We start from the raw sequence: 17,292 nt of genomic DNA on the forward strand, positions 1-17,292 counted from the left end.
GCGGACCTCCTTCCCCGCCTCTCTGGACGGGTCCTTAAAGGACGTCGGCAACCGGCTGCTGCCGGAAACCGCACCGACAGTAGCAGGACCGGTCAATCAGTCTTCCGGGTGGTACGCGCACGGCCGCCACCTGCGCGGACCGACCTTCTGCTTGACCTGGTGACAACTATGCGTAACCATTACTCTGAGTATTCGACTCGAGGAGTCCCCGGCTCCGGTCCTCCCGGCCGGGCAGGGGCGATGAAACGGAGAACCACCAGATGGGCGATTACGCCAAGGCGCTCGGGGCCAAGCTCCGCGGGATCCGCCAGCAGCAAGGCCTGTCCCTGCACGGGGTCGAGCAGAAGTCCGGCGGACGCTGGAAGGCCGTCGTGGTCGGCTCGTACGAGCGCGGCGACCGGGCGGTCACCGTCCAGAAGCTGGCCGAGCTGGCGGACTTCTACGGCGTGCCGGTGGTCGAACTGCTGCCGGAGGGCCGGGTCCCCTCGGGAGCCGAGCCCGCCACGAAGATCGTGATCAACCTGGAGCGGCTCCAGCAGCTCCCCGCGGAGAAGGTCGGCCCGCTCGCCCGGTACGCGGCGACGATCCAGAGCCAGCGCGGCGACTACAACGGCAAGGTGCTCTCCATCCGCACCGAGGACCTGCGCTCGCTCGCCATCATCTACGACATGACCCCCGGCGAGCTGACCGAGCAGCTCATCGACTGGGGCGTCCTCCCGCCGGAAGCCCGCCCGTCCAAAGAGGACTGAGCACTGATGGCGGCAACGGCCGTGCACGACGCGGCGGGCTTCCCGCACCCGGGGAACCGGGAACGCCCGCCGCGCTTCGGGTGAGGCTCCGACCGCCGCGGTTCCGCGCTGTCCGGCCCGGCCTCGGGCGATCCGGGGTGCCCGCGACCGTTGACCTGCTGTGTTCCGCACTTCGGCGAACGCCGTAAGTGCCCACGTTTTCCGTGTTGAGAACCCGGATTCGTTCCGGATTCCGGCGCATTTCCGCTTCGCACCGCAGCGCCGCCCAGGACTTTTCCTCGCGGCCGCTCCCCAGCTCCGAGTGTTGGACGCCCGAGCGGATTCCCTTGCCTGGCTTGCGGTTTCGCGCCGATCGCTTGCCCGCCGTCGCGAACCTGAATCGCCGAGACCAAGCAGTGAGGTAATTCCGCGCTGAGCATTTCGCCCGCTCGCGACCGGTTTTCCGCCCCAGGCACGCTCTCCCGGCATCGGCGGCTATCCGGTCCCGCTGCTTTCCCGCCCGCGACATTCCTGCTCCGGGCAGCGGTTTCTCTCCCCCGCCTGGAAACCGTTGCCCCGTCGCGGTTTCCCCGGCAGCATGCCGCGTCGCCGCTCCGGCGGGTTGCTCACTCACCGCAGCGAATCCGGAAGACCGCCGCCCCGGCTCGCCGCGCGCCCGCCCGGATTCTGCTGCCGCGAAGGGCGCCCGCCGACCGGTTCTGATTCCGCTCGGTGATCAATTTTCTCCCGGACGCCCCTCGCGCCGACCGCCGCGGTCTGGCGGTGACCCGATCAGGCAGCGGCCAATCAGGTGGCCGCTTTCCCCCAGCCGGGTTACCTCCGACTACCGAGCCGCGAGGGCTACAGGACCGCGCGCAGCCGGTCGGCGATCGTGCCGATGCGGCCGAGGACGCCGTTGATGAACCGCGGCGAGTCGTCCGTCGAAAGTTCCTTCGCGAGGCCGACCGCTTCGTCGATCGCGACCGCGTCCGGGACGTCGCCCGACCACAGCATCTCGTACACGCCGACGCGCAGGACCGCCAAGTCCACCGGCGGCATCCGCTCGAGGGTCCAGCCCTGCGAGTGCTCCGCGAGAAGTTCGTCGATCCGCTCGCGGTGGGCCGTGACGCCCTCCACGACGGTGATCGTGTAGTCCGCGACCGGGTCGACCTCGACCGCGCCGACCCGGTCGGCCAGCAGCGTGACCGCGTCGGCGGACCGCTGGGCGGCCTCGTACAGCATCTCGACCGCGCGCCGGCGCGCCTGCCGCCTGCTGATCGCGCCGCCGCGGTTCGGGTGCGGGGGAAGCTTGTCCGCCATCAGCTGGAGACGCGGCCGAGGTAACGGCCGTCGCGGGTGTCGACCTTGATCTTCTCGCCGGTCGTGAGGAACAGCGGGACCTGGATCTCCGCGCCGGTCTCGAGCGTCGCCGGCTTGGTGCCGCCGGTGGAGCGGTCGCCCTGCAGGCCCGGGTCGGTGTGCTGGACGACCAGCTCGACCGAGGTCGGCAGCTCGACGTACAGCGGCTCGCTCTCGTGCACCGCGACCTGGACCTCGGTGTTCTCGAGCATGTAGTTCGCGTTGTCGCCGACGGTCTCGGCGGGCACGGTGATCTGGTCGTAGGTGTCGCCGTCCATGAAGACGAAGTCCGCGCCGTCCTTGTACAGGTACGTCATGTTCCGGCGGTCCACCGTGGCCGTCTCGACCTTCGTGCCCGCGTTGAAGGTCTTGTCGACGACCTTGCCGGTCAGCACGTGCTTGAGCGTGGTGCGCACGAACGCACCGCCCTTGCCCGGCTTGACGTGCTGGAACGCGGTGACGCTCCACAGCTGGCCGTCCAGCTTGAGGACGAGTCCGTTCTTCAGGTCGTTGGTGGTGGCCACGAGTCTTCAGGTCTCCTGTGTTCGATCTCTTCGGCCGCGGCCGTCAGACGGCCACGAGGTCCTTGGTGCTCAGGGTGAGGAGTTCGGGTCCGGAGTCCCGCACGACGAGCGTGTCCTCGATGCGCACGCCACCGCGCCCCGCGAGGTACACGCCGGGCTCGACGGTGACCGCCATACCGGCGGACAGTGTACCGACGCCCGCCGCGGCGAGACTCGGTGCCTCATGCACTTCCAGCCCGACGCCGTGCCCGAGACCGTGCGCGAACTGCTCGCCGTACCCCGCGTCGGCGACCACCGAGCGGGCCGCGGCGTCCACTTCGGACACCACAGCGCCGGGCCGGACCGCCTCGCAGCCCGCCGCCTGCGCGCGGTGCACCAGGTCGTAGATCTCGCGCTGCCAGTCCGCGGGTTCGCCGATGACGACCATGCGGGTCATGTCCGAGTGGTAGCCGTCGACGGTGGCGCCGAAGTCGAATTTCACGAAGTCGCCGCGGCTCAGTTCGGCCCCGGTCGGGCGGTGGTGCGGAATCGCCGAGTTCGGCCCGGCGGCGACGATGGATTCGAAGGAGATCCCGGACGAACCGTGCTCCAGCATCCGGTTCTCCAGGTCGCGGGCCACTTCCAGCTCGGTCCGGCCCGGCCGCACTCCCCCGGCCTCGATCAGGGCGGCGAGCGCGCGGTCGGCGGCGGCGCACGCGGCGCGCAGGGCAGCGACCTCGACCTCGTCCTTGACCACTCGCAGCTGCTCGACCAGGCCCGGCGTGCGGACCAGCTCGACCCGGTCGAAGCGCACCTTGAGGTTCTCGTGCTCCTCGACGCTCACGTGCTGGCTCTCGAACCCGGTCCGGCCGTAGCCCTGCTCCGCGGCGTGCACCGCGAGCGCGCGGGCGCTGGCGCGGTCGAGCACGCGCTCCAGGTCGGGCACCTCCGACTCCGACTGGGTCGTGTAGCGCCCGTCGGTGCAGAACAGGGTCTTCGCGTCGCCTGCCGCGTGCAGCAGCAGCGCGGCGTTCGACCCGGTGAACCCGGTCAGGTAGCGGATGTTGAGCAGATCGGTGACCAGCAGCGCGTCGACCCCGTTCTCGTGGAGCAGGGCGGCGAGCGCGGCGCGGCGGCGAGCGTGGATTTCCGGCACGCGACCAGCTTAACCAGCGGCTTCCGGACCCTGTTCGGGCACGGTTTCAGCGCGCTTGCGGCACGGTTCCGGCGCGGCGGGGAGGACGGCCTACTGGCGGTTAACTTCGGCGCGCCTACACTCCGTCCATGCTGGGTGCCTGGTTGACGCGCGGGCTGGTCATGGCGGTCGTGCACGCCGCCGCGATGACGCTGCTCGCCAAGTGGTCCGTGTTCCACCCGACCGGCCAGACGCTGTTCACGTCGCTCGCCATCGCCGTGCTGGTCGGCGTTGCGGCGTTGTGGAGCGCGATCGACGGCTGGCGCGGCCTGCGCGACAGAGGGCGCGCGTGGTTCATCGCCTCCCTGGTCGCGGGCGTGTGCTCAGGCATCCTGTACGTGATCGGGCGGGCGATTTTCGTCGACCAGACCGGGGTTTCCGAACTGGGAGCCGCGCTCACCGGCGGGGCGGCGTTCTCCGCGCTGCTGGTGCTGGTGCCCGCCGGGCTGGGATTGTTCGTCGGCGGCCGGATCCGGCGGCCGGCCGAGGATGCCGATGCCGACGCCGAGCCGGAGCCCGACGACGAGGACGAAGACGGCACCGGCAGCCGTTCCGGCGAACTCGAACTCCCGCCGAGCCCGGCCCCTCGGGAGGAGAAGCCGCCGGCCGAGAAGCCGAAGCCTTCTCCGGTCAGCCGCCAAGCGGCAAACCGCGCGCGGCGCCGTCCCACTGTTGCGGGTCGATCTCCTGCACCCCGGAACCGTTGAGCGACACGATCGTCGTGTCCGGCAGGCCGTAAAGCTGCCCGTCGAGCACCATGCCGTAGCCGCGGCCGTACGCGTGCACGACGGTCGCCCCCGAACGCAGGCGGGTTTTCACCGGCACCTCCGGCACCTGCGGCAACGGCCGGTTCACCAGTTCCCCGGCGAGCACCTCGGCGACTGAACGCCGGTCGATCCGGATCCGCTCGCCGCGGCGGTAGAGGTCGATCATGCGGTCCGGCGAAGGCATCGCGACGCCGTCGAAGGTCGCCGTGCTGCGCGCCGGGGTCGAGCAGCCGCCCGCGCCTTTCACGTCGAGCCCGAAGTGCTTCAGCCCGGTCGGCGCGCCCGACGGGCCGATCTCGGTGGCGCGCACGACGTCCAGCGAAACCAGGTCGCACGGGTCGCTGAGCGACGTCGGCGCGTGCCCGTCGGGACGGCGGACGAGGCCGGGGCCTTCCTTCCACGCGCCCGGGATCACGACCGGTTTGTACGGCTGCATCGTGAAATCGCGGTCCCAGAAGGTGATCGTGGTGCCGTCCGCGGTTTCGTGCGCGATGGCGAAGGCGTCGAGCGCGCCGACCCACTCGAGGTCCACGCTGAACGCATCGACCACCGAACGGGTCCGCGGCGCGGCGGTGGTCGCGGTGGGCTCGAATCCCTTCTCCCCCAAGGCTTCCACGCCCTCGCGGAACGCCGGGTCGTGCGCCCGGATCACGAACTGGCCCGCCCCGTTCCACCCCGCCGCGCGACCGGTGGTGTCGGTGAACATCAGGTAGTACCAGCCGTCGAGGAAGACCACCGAGGGCTGGCCGGCGCCGTAGACGTTGGCGCGGTGGACGTCGTGGGACGCGCCGAGAATCGGTTTGCCGCCGTTCGAACGGGTCCAGTGGATGCCGTCCGGGCTGGTGGCCATGCCGATCGCGTTGCCGAGCGCGTGGTCGCCCGCCGCGCCGGTGTAGTACATGAAGTAGGTGCCGCCGACGCGCAGCACGGACGGATCGCAGGTGTGCATGCCGTCGAAGTTGCCGGGCGCGCCGGACAGGACCGCCGCGGGCGCGCCGCCACCCGGCCCGGTGAAGGGTCCGTCGGCCGAGGGACCTTCGGCGTAGAGGATGTCGTCCCCCGGCGGCGGGGCGCTGCTGTACTGGCTGCACCACCAGATCCGGGTGCGGCCGTTCTCGACCATCACGGTGGGGCCGTAGTTGTAGGACGCGTCCGCGGCCCCGGCCGCCACGACGCCGCCGCTCTGCCTGCTGGCCCCCGAGGCGAGCGCGACGTCCGCCGCCCGAGGCGGATCCTTCGGCGTTTGCGGCGCCCCGCCCGCGATGCCGCCGTGCCCGGTGCCCTCGGCCTGCGGCTGCGCCAACGTCTGACTGCACCCGGAAACGAGGGATCCGGCGATCAGCAGCGAGAGCAGCTGACGCACGGGTCGCCGACCCCCACGACGAAACGGGTGCATGATCGCCGAGTGTAGCGACAGCGGCACCGGATGGGTGAACCACGTCGCGCATCCGCCGGTCAGACGGCGGGTTTACCGGGGGCTTGCTTTTCGGCTGGTGCGGAGGTCTTTCGCCCGCTGGCCTGGGGGTGGCTGCCTGGCGTCGGGCGGGGTATGGCGCTGTCCGCGCCAAGTCCGGCGGTTGTTGCGGGCGCGGGGTCTCTGAAAGCCCGCTCTGCTGCCTGAACCGCCCCGCCGCAGTGTCAGGACGAGCGCGGCAATCCAGCGCAACACGAACCCGCAACCATCCGCCTCAACGCCAGCGATCACGCCGGTCGCGATCCACGAAAGCCCGCCGTGCGCCCGAAACCACCTCGTCACAGCTCCCGCCGCGAGGTCGGGACGTGTGCACCGCGATCCAGCTCAATGCGAGCCCTTGGCTACCCGCCCCAAAACCAGCGATCCCGCCGGTTGCGGGGGTTCCGCGGGGAGGTCAGGACGCGTGCGCGGCAATCCAGCGCAACGCGAGCCCGTGACCATCCGCCCCAAACCAGCGATCACGCCGGTCCCGAAGCTCCCGCCGCGAAGTCAGGACGCGTGCGCGGCAATCCAGCGCAACGCGAGCCCGTGACCATCCGCCCCAAACCAGCGATCACGCCGGTCCCGAAGCTCCCGCCGCGAAGTCAGGACGCGTGCGCGGCAATCCAGCGCAACGCGAGCCCGTAACCGTCCACGCCGAGGCCGACGATCACCCCGGTCGCGATGTCGGAAAGCACGCTGTGGTGCCGGAATTCCTCGCGTTTGTGCACGTTGCTGATGTGCAGTTCGATCAGCGGCGCGGTGAGCTGCGCGGCGGCGTCGCGGACGGCGATCGAGTAGTGGGTCCACGCGCCCGCGTTCAGCACGACCGGCGCGCCCGCGTCGGCGGCCTCGTGCAGCCAGCCGACCAGCTCGCCCTCGTGGTCGGTCTGGCGCACCTCGACGTCGAGGCCCAGTTCCTGGCCAGTCGAGACGCACAACTGCGCGAGGTCGTCGTGCGTGGTGGAGCCGTAGACGTCCGGCTCGCGTTTGCCGAGGCGGCCCAGGTTGGGGCCGTTGAACACGAACGTCTTCACAGCAGCACGCTCCCGCCGTTTCCGGAGGGCTCGGCCGCGATCGCCGAGTACGCGGCGGCGAGCAGCGACGGGTCGGGGCCTTCCAGCCTGCCGGGTTTGGCGAGCCCGTCGAGGACGACGAAGCGCAGCACACCGGAGCGGGTTTTCTTGTCGCCTTTCATGGTTTCCAGCAGCTGCGACAGCGCGTCCGGGTCGTAGGCGGTGGGCAGGCCGATCAGTTTGAGCACCGAGGCGTGGCGGTCGGCGGTGGCGTCGTCGAGGCGTCCGGCGAGGCGGGCCAGTTCCGCCGCGAACACCAGGCCGACGCTGACCGCCGCGCCGTGGCGCCAGCGGTAGCGCTCGCGGCGTTCGATGGCGTGGCCGAGGGTGTGGCCGTAGTTGAGGATTTCGCGCAGGTCGGACTCGCGCAGGTCGGCCGCGACGACGTCGGCCTTCACCTGGATCGAGCGGCGGACGAGTTCGGCGAGCACGTCGCCGGCCGGGTCGAGCGCCTGCTCCGGGTCGGCCTCGATCAGTTCGAGGATGCGCGGGTCGGCGATGAAGCCGGTCTTGACGATCTCGGCCATCCCGGCGACGAGTTCGTTGCGCGGCAAGGATTCCAGCGTCGCGAGGTCGACCAGGACGGCGGAGGGCTCGTGGAAGACGCCGACGAGGTTCTTGCCCGCTTCGGTGTTGATGCCGGTCTTCCCGCCGACCGCCGCGTCGACCATGCCGAGCAGCGTCGTCGGCACGTTCACCAGCCGGACGCCGCGCATCCAGGTGCCCGCGACGAACCCGGCGAGGTCGGTGACCGCCCCGCCGCCGAGCGCGACGACCACGCCGCGCCGGTCCAGCCCGATCCGGCCGAGCACCTCCCAGCAGAAACTGGCGACCGAGAACGCCTTGCCGTCCTCCGCGTCGGGAATCTCGACGCGGTGCGCGTCGAGCCCGGCCGCGGCCAGCTCGTCGCGAACGGCCTCGGCGGTGGCGGTGAGCGTCGGCGGGTGGATCAGCGCGACCTTCGACGCGTCGGCGAGCTGCTCGGTGAGTTCGCCGAGCAGGCCGCGCCCCACGAGCACGTCGTACGGCTGCGCGGTGGCGACCCGGATCCGGACGGGCGGGGTGGCGGACACGGTTCTCCTCACTGCTCCCGGACCGGGAGGTCCTGGGCGGGGTGGTGACTCAACGGCATCGGCTGGGTGCGGCCGAGGCTGGTGCGGACGGGGTGGCTGGCGGTGGGGTGCTGGTTCGCGGCGGGGTGCTGGTTCGCGCCGGGGACGGCCGAGGCCAGCAGATCCGGCGAACCGGTCGGCACGACTCGGCCCGCGGCGCGCCGTTCGGCGTGGCTGACCGGCCTGGGCAGTCCCGCTGGCCGGACTCCGACAACGCGGCTCGGCGCGGCCGACCGGGCAGCCGCGCTCGGATCTCGCTGACCGATTGTCCGGCACGGCCATCGAACCGGCCAGCCGGTTCGGCTCGACATGGCGGACCGCACTTGGCTCGGCGCGGTCAGCCAGGCGGGGCCGGGCTGGCTCCGCTGGCTGGGTCCGGGCCGGTGGCGGGTCACTGTTCGCGGACCCGGTCGGGTTCGAGGGCGGCGACGGCGGCCGCGACGACCTCTTCTGGCGTGCGTTTGTCGGTCTCGATCTCGACGGTCGCCACCTCGCGGTACACCGGCAGCCGTTGGTCGAGCAGGGCTTTGAAGGTGGCGCGCGGGTTGATGCCGGCGAGCAGCGGGCGGGCGCTGGACATCCCGGTGCGCTGCACGCCCGCGGCGAGCCCGACGTTCAGGAAGACCACCGTGTGGTCCTGAAGCCGGGCGCGGGTGCCGGGGGTGAGCGGGGCTCCGCCGCCCAGGGAGAGGACGCCGTCGTGCTCGGCGAGGGCGGTGGCGACCGCTTCCTCCTCGAGCGCGCGGAAGGCGGGTTCGCCGTCGTCGGCGAAGATGTCCGAGATGGCGCGTCCGGCGCGGGCGACGATGTCGTCGTCGGTGTCGCGGAAGGACACGCCGAGCGCGGCGGCCAGCAGCGGGCCGACCGTGCTCTTGCCGGAGCCCGGCGGTCCGATGACGACCGCGCGCGGGCTCACCAGCGCTCCTCGAGCGCCTTCAAGTACGACTGCGCGTTGCGCCGGGTCTCGGCCAGCGAGTCGCCGCCGAACTTCTCCAATGCCGCGTCCGCGACGACCAGCGCCACGACCGACTCCAGCACCACGCCCGCGCGCGGCACTGCGCACACGTCGGAACGCTGGTGGATCGCCACGGCGGGCTCGCCGGTCCGGACGTCCACTGTGGACAGCGCCTTGGGCACGGTCGAGATCGGCTTCATCGCGACGCGCACCCGCAGCGGTTCGCCGTTGGTGATGCCGCCTTCGAGCCCGCCCGCGCGGTTCGACCGGCGCGTGACGCCGACCGGTCCGGTGCCGCGGTCGATCTCGTCGTGCGCCTGGCTTCCCCAGCGGCGGGCGGTGGTGAAGCCGTCGCCGACCTCGACGCCCTTCATCGCCTGCACGCCCATGAGCGCGCCGGCGAGCCGCGCGTCGAGACGGCGGTCCCAGTGCACGTGCGAGCCGAGGCCCGGCGGCAGCCCGTAGACGATCACCTCGATCACGCCGCCGACGGTGTCGCCCGCCTTCCGCACCGCGTCGACCTCGGCAACCATCGCCTCGGTCCCCTCGGCCGAGAACGCGCGCACCGGGCTCTCGTCGATCGCCGCGAGGTCGCCCGGCTGCGGGAGCGGGCCGTCGGGAGCGTCCGCGCCGCCGATGGAGACGACGTGGCTCAGAACCTCGGCCCCGAGCAGCTGCCGCAGGAAGTTCCGCGCGACCGTGCCGAGCGCGGTCCGCGAGGCCGTCTCGCGGGCGCTGGCGCGCTCCAGGACGGGACGGGCCTCGTCGAAGCCGTACTTCTGCATGCCGGGCAGGTCGGCGTGCCCCGGGCGGGGCCGGGTCAGCGGCTCGTTGCGGGCGAGCCCGGCGAGCTCGGCCTCGTCGACCGGATCGGTCGCCATGACCTTTTCCCACTTGGGCCACTCGGCGTTCTCGATCTGGACGGCGATCGGGCCGCCCTGGGTGACCCCGTGCCGGACCCCGCCGAGGAACTGGACCTGGTCGGTCTCGAAGCCCATCCGGGGGCTGCGGCCGAACCCGAGCCGGCGCCGCGCGAGCTGCGCGGAGAGGTCCGAGGTCGTCACCTCCACCCCGGCAGGCAGCCCTTCGAGCACAGCGGCGAGGGCGGGTCCGTGCGATTCTCCAGCGGTGATCCAGCGCAGCACCGGCCAATCCTGTCACGGCGCGTCCGGCGGCCTGGCAGAGCCCCTGGCCTCAGGCGATGCCCGTTCCAGCGGCTGGGAAGACCGCGCACGCCCAGGTGGCCAGAACCAAGCCCGGGCCGTAGGGGACGCGGAGGGGGCCGGCGCGGATTCGGGAGGGGGCGGGGTCGGGCGGCGGTGCGGATTGGGCGGGCCTCGGCGGGAGAGTGGCACCGGTTGACGTGGGGGCTGAAGCAGGCGGCGCGGCAGCGGGAGCGGGCGGCGCGGAAGCGAGGCTGGTCGGCGATGCGGACGAGGCGGGCCTCGGCGGGACGGCGACGCCGGTTGACGTGGGGGCTGGAGCAGACGGCGCGGTAGCGGGGCCGGTCGACGATGCGGACGAGGCAGGCCTCGGCGGGAGGGCGGTGCCGGTTGGCGTGGGGGCCGGACCAGACGGCGCAGCGGGAGCGAGCGGCACGGGATCGACGTCGGTCGGCGAGAGGGCAACGGCCGTCGGCGACGGAGCTGAGTCGGTTGACGCGAGGGGGACGTCGGTCGCCGACGGTGGGTGACCGACGCGGCGGGTGGGGTTAGTCGCTGGTGGCGCGGAAGCGACCTGGGTTGGGGCGGGTTCCTGGAGTCCTCCTGCGGTCGCGGTCGAACTGATGGCGGACAAGGGCGGAGCGAACGCGGGCAGTCGAGCGGACCCGCGCAGTTGACGGATCCGGCGTGTCAGCCACATCGGCACGAAAGCCGCCACGCTCACCAGCGCCGCCAGAACCGCCGCCACCGCTGGGGCCATTCCGCCGACTGCGCCTAGGACAGCGCCGAAGGACCCGGCCAGTTTCACGTCCCCTGGGCCGAGGCCGCCCGCCGACAGTCGGTGGACGATCAGGTGTGTTCCGCCGAACAGCAGGCAGCCCAGGAGGGCGCCAGCGGCCAAGCGCCAGCCTCCGCCGCTCAGAGCGGCGAGGGTGAGGGTCAGGGCGACAGCGGGGTATGCGGGCAGGGTCAGGACGTCCGGGAGACGGCGGTGCCGGGCGTCAGCCAGCGCGAGGGGTACGCCGAGTACCGAGACCAGCCACGCCACGGGGAGCCACCAAGCCGGGAGTGCGCCCGCGTCGGCGCGGGACGCGGCTACGGCGACTGCCGCCACGGCGGTGGTGATGCCCAGCACTGCGGAGACTGGGGCACCGGCTTTCTTCGTCATCACCAGCAGCACGGGGACCACCGCCCCGGCTGCGAGCACTGCTGTCAAAACCATGCGACCAGCCTGTCGCCAACGCCTGGACCAGGGCAAACAAACCACTGCGCGAGGGGACCCCTCGTGCGCGACACGCCGGAAGGTTCACTCGACAGAGGCAGAATCAGCTGGGGGAAGAAGCCAGAACCTTGGCGAGGAACGCGGCGGAAAAAGCATGAGCTGGAGGGGACAAGCCAAAGCCCCGCCGAGATCAGCCCATGGGCAAAAGCCCCAGCCGGGGGAAGAGGCCAACGCCTCGGCGAGGTCAGCCGTGAGAAAAAGCATCAGCCGGGCGGAAAGCCAAAACCCCGCCGAGATCAGCCGTGGGAAACGCATCAGCCGGGCGGACGAAACAACAGCCTCGCCGAGATCGGCAGTGGGGAAAGCATCAGCCGGGGCAGAAGCCACAGCCCGCCGAAAATCAGCCGTGGGAAGAGACCAACTCCCCGGCCAGGAAAGCCCGCCGGTATCCCGACGGATTGACGCCCCGCAAGCGTTTGAAGGCGGCGCTGAAGCCGAACGCGTCCGAGTACCCCACCGCGCAGGCCACCTCCGCGATCGGCATTGACGGCTGTTCCGTCAGGAGGTCCGCGGCCAGGGTCATCCGCCATCGGGTCAGGTACGTCATCGGCGGCTCCCCTACCAGGTCCGCGAAGCGTTTGGCCAGGGTGGACCGCGAAACTCCGGCGCGGGCGGCCAGCGTGACGACCGTCCACGGGGCTGCCGGGTCCGCGTGCAGCAGGCGCAGCGCGGCGCCCACCACCGGGTCCCGTTGAGCCGCCCACCACGGCGGCGGGGTGCCGCCTGGGCGGTCGAACCAGTCGCGCAGCAGGCAGACCAGCATCCAGTCCAGGAGCCGGTCCAGGACGACTTGCTGACCGGGCGCGTCGACGGCCAGTTCGGCGGCCAGGTGGTCCAGCACCGGGTCTTCCGCGTCCGAGGAAGGAGGCCGGACCACTACCGGCAGTGCGTCCAGCAGCGCGGCCATGCGGCTGCGGCTGTGTCCCGGATACGCGCCGACGATCAGGTTGGTTTCGCCATAGAACGGGTCGTTCCAGCCCAGGTGGTGCTGGGTGCCGCCCTGGTCGGGGGTGGCGCAGAACTCGCCGCATTCGACGGGGGCGGCGGGGGTGTCCAGGCGGTCCACGAAGGAGAACGGGCCGCGGACGAGGATGGTTTCGCGGGCGCGCAGCAGCTCGGGCGGATGGTCTTCCGGCACGATCCAGCCCTCGCCGCTCAACAGCGTGCACAGGGTCAGCGGAGGGCCGTCCACGAAGCGCAGCGACCACGGCGCGGACAGGGCCGTGCAGCCGAACAACGAGCCGTGCGCCCGGACCCCGCGGATCAAATCGCTGAAGGCATCCACCTGCCCGAGGTTAGACGAATGGACAGGCAATCCGGCGTATCGCCTATGGGATCGTCCGAGAAAGCCCGGTTAAATCCCAGCCATGAGCACGCTGACCGACCACGATCTCGAATTTCTCCGCCGACCCCTGCACGGCTTCCTGACCGTCGCCGCCGGACCGCGGCCGCCGCAGCCCCGGCCGGTGTGGTTCGAGGCCGCCGACGACGGGACGATCCAGCTGTTCACCGCGCCGGAGTCGGCGAAGATCCGCCAGCTGCGCGAGGATCCGCGCGCGTCGATCGTCGTCGCGGCTCCGGTCGGCGAACCGGAGCGCTGGGTGTCCGTCGCCGGGCGGGTCACGATCGAGGAAGACGGCGGGCACGACCTCGCCCGCAGGCTCGCCGGACGGTACTGGGACCTCAGCACCGACGAGGGCGCGGCCGGGCTCAAGATCCTCGAAGAGCTGCCGCAGGTCCGGATCGTCATTCACCCGGAGAAAGTGCACCGCTACGCGTTCTGACCCGGCCGCGGACCTCCTGCACCAGCAGCACCAGACCGCAGACCACGCACACCGCTTCGGTGATCACGCCCCAGTACTCGTACTGGCTGTTGAACTGGTCGCGCACGCCGTAGAAGCCGACCGTCACCGACAGCAGGTACGCCAGCAGCGTCACGCCGCCGAAGCCCAGCGTGAAGAACGCCGGCAGCCAATGCCGCCAGGCGAGCAGCGCGATCGCGATCACCACGCCAGCGATGCCGTTCACCAGGAAAAGCGGCCCCACCACCGGGATGTCCGCGTAGCCGCTGCCCCAATACAGATAGAAGTGGATCGCCGCCGAGCCCGCCAGGCCAGCCGCGCCGAGTGCGCGCATCCAGGTCGTCAGCATGGGCGTCTCCTTCCGTGCGGAAAGCCGGATACGGACTACACGCACGGAAGGCCTCGGCGGTTCACGGGCAACTCGGACCGCCGCGGTTCGTTGCACTGGGCATGACTGCCGAACTGCACTCCCGCCGCGCCGCCCTCGCCTGCGGGGCGACCGTCGCGGGCACCGTCACCCTCGCCGCGTGCGGGGCCGGGGGCCAAGAGCCCAAGTCGGCCCCGCCGAAGCCGGGCGGGAAGGTGATCGCACTGGCGGAAGTGCCGGTGGGACAAGCGAAATACGCGAAGCTGATGAACGGCGACAACGTGGTCGTCGCGCAGCCGACGGCGGGGAAGGTCGTCTGTTTCAGCGCCGTCTGCACGCATCAAGGCTGCGAAGTGAACCCGCCGCAGAACGGCCAGGTGCGCTGCCCTTGCCACGGTTCGGTATTCGACGCGTTGACCGGCGCGGTGAAGCAGGGACCGGCGAGCACGCCACTGGCCGCAGTGGCGGTGAAGATCCAGAACGGGGACATCGTCTCCGCGTGACCGGAATCGCCCTTTGTGGACGCTCACCGTCCACAAAGGGCGTTCGGCTCAATCGTTCCAGGTGAAAAGCTCGTCCCCGGCGGCGACCGTGCGGCCGCCTTCGAGGCCGGCGAGGACGTCGGCGGACGCGTCGAGCCCGACGACCGGGACGATCGGCGAGTAGCCCTTGGCGGCGACCGCCTCCGGGTCCCAGCCCACGATCGGCTGGCCCGCCCGCACCTTCTCGCCCTTGACGACGTGCAGGGTGAACCCCTCGCCCTTTTCCTTGACCGTGTCGATGCCGAGGTGCACGAGCACCGCGCGGCCGTCCTCAGTGGCCACGACGTACGCGTGCGGGTGCAGCGTCACCACGGTCCCGTCGACCGGGGCGACCGCGTCGGCGCGGCCGCCGGACGGCTTCACCGCGATGCCGGGGCCGACCATCGCCTCGGCGAACACCGGGTCCGGCACCTCGGTGATCGCGACGACCTCGCCGGCGACCGGGCTCAGGATCGGCAGGCTCACATCAAGTCCTCGATGTCGCTGGCGATGGTGTCCGCCTCCGGGCCGACGATGACCTGGACCGCCGAGCCCATCTTCACGACGCCCATCGCGCCGGCCGACTTCAGCGCGGCCTCGTCCACCAAGGACATGTCCTCGATCTCGCACCGCAGCCGCGTGATGCAGCCCTCGATCTCGACGAGATTGTCCGCGCCGCCGAGCGCCGCGAGAATCTTTTCCGGCCTGTCATCCGCCATCGCGGCCTCCTCGTATCCCGTTGGTTTTCCACCTGGAACAGGTGCGCTCCGCCACCATTACTACGCCGTTTGCCACGTTGCCGAGCGAGCCCGGCCACGAACGGATAACGGTGGTTGACACCTGCTCGCGCTGCGGAGCATCCTGCCCCATCAGATCATTGGTCTAGACCGGAACGTACCAATCTTCCGGCGCGGACGCGAGCACCGGCCCCGGTGCGCGAGAAGCGAGGGAGGGTGACATCGAGATGAGTGCGGCCGCGCACATTCCGCCGTCCGACCCCGCCGACCGCGTCGTCAACGGGCCGACCCCGAAGCACGCCCAGCTGCGGGAGATCCTGCGCCGCCTGGTGGAGCGCGAGCTCCCGCCGGGCTCGCCGATCCCGTCCGAGCGAGAGCTCGCGCAGCACTACGGCGTTTCGAGGCTCACCGTCCGCTCGGCGATCGGGAAGCTCGTCGAGGAAGGACTGCTGGCCCGGGTCAGGGGCAAGGGCACCTTCACCGCCGCCCGGCGGATGGAACTGCAGGTGTACCTGATGTCGTTCACCGACGACATGCGCCGGCGCGGGCTCACCCCGACCACCGAAGTGATCTCGACCTCGACCGAGGTCCCGCCGGTGACTTCGGCGCACGCGCTCGGCCTCGCCGAGGGCGTCGCGGCGCACCGGCTCGTGCGGCTGCGGCGCGCCGACGGCGTCCCGCTGGCCGTGGAGCGCGGCTGGTACCACGCGGGCCGGACTCCCGGCCTGCTCGACCTCGACCTGACCCGTTCGCTGTACGCCCAGCTGGCCGACGCGTTCTCGCTCCGGCCGGACCAGGCGTACCAGACGGTGTGGGCCGAATCCGCGGACCGCGAAACGGCGCGCCTGCTCGGCATGCGCACCGGCAGTCCGCTCCTGGTGTTCCGCCGGGTTTCCAGCTCCGGCGGCGAACCGGTCGAGGACATGACGTCCTGGTACCGGGGCGACCACTACCAGGTGACCATGCAGCTGGACCGGAACTCCCCGGGTTCCGGCGACCAACCCCACAATGGAGGTATCCGATGAGCGCCACCACCGCGGCTGGGGCCAGCGGGAAGAAGAAGGGCGGCGGCCTTGCCGGGCTGCAGCGCTTCGGCCGCAGCCTCATGCTGCCGATCGCCACGCTGCCCGCGGCCGGTCTGCTGAACCGGCTCGGCCAGGACGACGTCCTCGGCAAGGACGGCCTGAACTGGGGCAAGGCCGCCGACGTGATCGGCGCGGCGGGCGGCGGCATCTTCGACTGGCTGCCGCTGATCTTCGCGATCGGCATCGCGGTCGGCTTCGCCCGCAAGGGCGACGGGTCGACCGCCGTCGCGGCCGTCATCGGCTGGGTCGTGTTTAACAAGGTGATCCAGGCGATCGCCCCGATCAAGAGCCAGCAGGGCTACAAGCCCGGCTGGGACCTCGCGCCGATCCACTGGCCCTACAGCGTGCTGACCGGCATCGTGTCCGGCATCGTGGCGGCTCTGCTGTGGCAGCGCTACCACCGGATCAAGCTGCCGTCCTGGCTGGCCTTCTTCGGCGGCCGCCGGTTCGTGCCGATCATCACCGCGCTGGCGATGATCGTGCTCGGCGTGATCTTCGGCCTGCTCTTCAAGTACGTCGACCAGGGCATCACCTCGGCGGGCGAGGCCGTCGTCGGCTCGCCGGTCCTCGGCGGCGGCATCTACGGCCTGCTCAACCGCCTGCTCATCCCGATCGGCCTGCACCAGCTGCTGAACGTGCCGGTGTGGTTCATCTTCGGCGGCGGCGACCTCACCAACTTCTTCCACCACGTGCAGGGCTCCGGCGCGTTCATGACCGGGTTCTTCCCGATCATGATGTTCGCCCTCCCGGCGGCGGCGTTCGCGATCGTGCACACCGCGCGTCCCGGCCAGCGCAAGCTCGTCGGCAGCATCATGATCTCGGCCGCGCTCACCGCCTTCATCACCGGCGTCACCGAGCCAATCGAGTTCGCGTTCATGTTCGTCGCGTGGCCGCTGTACATCTTCCACGCGGTGATGACCGGCGTCTCGCTCGCGGTCTGCAACGCGCTGGGCATCCACCTCGGCTTCTCGTTCTCCGGCGGCGCGATCGACTTCGCGCTGAACTCGTCGCTGGACACCGCGCACAAGGCATGGCTGCTGATCCCGATCGGGCTCGTGTTCGCCGTGATCTACTACGTCGTGTTCCGCGTCGTGATCACCAAGTTCAACCTGCGCACGCCGGGCCGCGAGGACGACTCGATCGAGGGCGACCTCGAGCGCACGGCCGCGAAGTAACACCCGAGAAAA

At 71.2% G+C, this 17,292-nt stretch carries 20 protein-coding genes; 6 read left to right on the plus strand and 14 right to left on the minus strand.

Translation table 11 applies throughout. The features are described from left to right. Positions 1–260: 260 nt before the first annotated feature. Entirely contained in the window at positions 261–749 is a 489-nt protein-coding gene (gene bldD, locus DMP23_RS03590; protein ID WP_003096372.1) for a transcriptional regulator BldD, read from the plus strand. Between the two features lie 840 nt (positions 750–1,589). Here the strand turns inward: bldD and nusB are convergent. From nusB to DMP23_RS03605, 3 genes are read right to left on the minus strand one after another with little or no spacing between them, the layout of a single operon-like run. Next, complete coding sequence (gene nusB, locus DMP23_RS03595) at positions 1,590–2,048, minus strand: transcription antitermination factor NusB (protein WP_037818946.1); 459 nt, start codon at positions 2,046–2,048, stop codon at positions 1,590–1,592. Further along, positions 2,048–2,611 carry an elongation factor P gene (gene efp / locus DMP23_RS03600; RefSeq protein WP_134666313.1) on the minus strand — a complete coding sequence of 188 codons (564 nt, stop codon included), beginning with the start codon at positions 2,609–2,611 and terminating at the stop codon, positions 2,048–2,050. The genes nusB and efp overlap by 1 nt, the downstream gene beginning before the upstream one ends. A 43-nt stretch (positions 2,612–2,654) precedes the next feature. Beyond that, positions 2,655–3,746, minus strand: a complete 1,092-nt coding sequence (locus DMP23_RS03605; RefSeq protein WP_337820155.1) for a M24 family metallopeptidase — start codon at positions 3,744–3,746, stop codon at positions 2,655–2,657. A gap of 128 nt (positions 3,747–3,874) precedes the next feature. Here DMP23_RS03605 and DMP23_RS03610 point away from each other — a divergent pair, with 128 nt between their 5' ends. Then, the gene (locus DMP23_RS03610) at positions 3,875–4,492 is read left to right on the plus strand and encodes a B-4DMT family transporter (RefSeq protein WP_337820156.1); all 618 of its coding nucleotides are present in this window, start codon (positions 3,875–3,877) and stop codon (positions 4,490–4,492) included. Here the strand turns inward: DMP23_RS03610 and DMP23_RS03615 are convergent. The 8 genes from DMP23_RS03615 to DMP23_RS03650 all read right to left on the minus strand — a co-directional run bounded on the left by DMP23_RS03615 (position 4,416) and on the right by DMP23_RS03650 (position 12,878). Next, complete coding sequence (locus tag DMP23_RS03615) at positions 4,416–5,906, minus strand: beta-xylosidase (protein ID WP_337824355.1); 1,491 nt, start codon at positions 5,904–5,906, stop codon at positions 4,416–4,418. The two genes, DMP23_RS03610 and DMP23_RS03615, sit on opposite strands and share 77 nt — an antisense overlap. 704 nt (positions 5,907–6,610) lie before the next feature. Then, positions 6,611–7,042, minus strand: coding sequence for a type II 3-dehydroquinate dehydratase (gene aroQ / locus DMP23_RS03620; protein WP_037818952.1), 432 nt, complete (start codon positions 7,040–7,042; stop codon positions 6,611–6,613). Next, positions 7,039–8,154 carry a 3-dehydroquinate synthase gene (aroB, locus tag DMP23_RS03625; RefSeq protein ID WP_037818953.1) on the minus strand — a complete coding sequence of 372 codons (1,116 nt, stop codon included), beginning with the start codon at positions 8,152–8,154 and terminating at the stop codon, positions 7,039–7,041. The genes aroQ and aroB overlap by 4 nt, the downstream gene beginning before the upstream one ends. A gap of 8 nt (positions 8,155–8,162) precedes the next feature. Further along, positions 8,163–8,336 carry a hypothetical protein gene (locus DMP23_RS03630; RefSeq protein WP_337820157.1) on the minus strand — a complete coding sequence of 58 codons (174 nt, stop codon included), beginning with the start codon at positions 8,334–8,336 and terminating at the stop codon, positions 8,163–8,165. A gap of 248 nt (positions 8,337–8,584) precedes the next feature. After that, entirely contained in the window at positions 8,585–9,109 is a 525-nt protein-coding gene (locus DMP23_RS03635; RefSeq protein WP_205670102.1) for a shikimate kinase, read from the minus strand. Next, positions 9,106–10,293 carry a chorismate synthase gene (aroC, locus tag DMP23_RS03640; protein WP_037818955.1) on the minus strand — a complete coding sequence of 396 codons (1,188 nt, stop codon included), beginning with the start codon at positions 10,291–10,293 and terminating at the stop codon, positions 9,106–9,108. The genes DMP23_RS03635 and aroC overlap by 4 nt, the downstream gene beginning before the upstream one ends. A 49-nt stretch (positions 10,294–10,342) precedes the next feature. Further along, entirely contained in the window at positions 10,343–11,533 is a 1,191-nt protein-coding gene (locus DMP23_RS03645; RefSeq protein WP_337820158.1) for an A24 family peptidase, read from the minus strand. 400 nt (positions 11,534–11,933) lie between these two features. Continuing rightward, a complete protein-coding gene (locus tag DMP23_RS03650; protein ID WP_337820159.1) occupies positions 11,934–12,878 on the minus strand; it encodes an AraC family transcriptional regulator in 945 nt (314 codons plus the stop codon). An 82-nt stretch (positions 12,879–12,960) separates the two neighbouring features. Between DMP23_RS03650 and DMP23_RS03655 the strand changes: the two genes are divergently transcribed. Continuing rightward, a complete protein-coding gene (locus DMP23_RS03655; RefSeq protein ID WP_337820160.1) occupies positions 12,961–13,377 on the plus strand; it encodes a pyridoxamine 5'-phosphate oxidase family protein in 417 nt (138 codons plus the stop codon). Here DMP23_RS03655 and DMP23_RS03660 read toward each other — a convergent pair. Then, complete coding sequence (locus tag DMP23_RS03660; protein ID WP_443111329.1) at positions 13,340–13,741, minus strand: hypothetical protein; 402 nt, start codon at positions 13,739–13,741, stop codon at positions 13,340–13,342. The two genes, DMP23_RS03655 and DMP23_RS03660, sit on opposite strands and share 38 nt — an antisense overlap. A 104-nt stretch (positions 13,742–13,845) precedes the next feature. On the opposite strand from DMP23_RS03660, the gene DMP23_RS03665 reads away from it, so the two are divergent. Continuing rightward, positions 13,846–14,265: a Rieske (2Fe-2S) protein gene (locus tag DMP23_RS03665; protein ID WP_037818961.1), complete on the plus strand. Its 420-nt coding sequence runs from the start codon at positions 13,846–13,848 to the stop codon at positions 14,263–14,265. 48 nt (positions 14,266–14,313) lie between these two features. Here the strand turns inward: DMP23_RS03665 and DMP23_RS03670 are convergent, their stop codons facing one another. Then, the gene (locus tag DMP23_RS03670; RefSeq protein WP_037818962.1) at positions 14,314–14,769 is read right to left on the minus strand and encodes a PTS sugar transporter subunit IIA; all 456 of its coding nucleotides are present in this window, start codon (positions 14,767–14,769) and stop codon (positions 14,314–14,316) included. Continuing rightward, on the minus strand, positions 14,766–15,002 hold the full coding sequence (locus tag DMP23_RS03675) for a glucose PTS transporter subunit EIIB (RefSeq protein WP_037818963.1): 237 nt from the start codon (positions 15,000–15,002) through the stop codon (positions 14,766–14,768). The genes DMP23_RS03670 and DMP23_RS03675 overlap by 4 nt, the downstream gene beginning before the upstream one ends. Before the next feature lie 245 nt (positions 15,003–15,247). Here DMP23_RS03675 and DMP23_RS03680 point away from each other — a divergent pair, with 245 nt between their 5' ends. Both DMP23_RS03680 and DMP23_RS03685 read left to right on the plus strand, forming a co-directional pair. Further along, positions 15,248–16,045, plus strand: a complete 798-nt coding sequence (locus DMP23_RS03680; RefSeq protein WP_037818964.1) for a GntR family transcriptional regulator — start codon at positions 15,248–15,250, stop codon at positions 16,043–16,045. Then, positions 16,042–17,280, plus strand: coding sequence for a PTS transporter subunit EIIC (locus tag DMP23_RS03685; RefSeq protein ID WP_238607453.1), 1,239 nt, complete (start codon positions 16,042–16,044; stop codon positions 17,278–17,280). The genes DMP23_RS03680 and DMP23_RS03685 overlap by 4 nt, the downstream gene beginning before the upstream one ends. The last annotated feature ends 12 nt before the right edge of the window (positions 17,281–17,292 follow it).

The organism is Amycolatopsis sp. A1MSW2902 (assembly GCF_017312175.1).
In the GTDB taxonomy this organism is placed as follows: Bacteria; Actinomycetota; Actinomycetes; order Mycobacteriales; family Pseudonocardiaceae; genus Amycolatopsis; species Amycolatopsis nivea.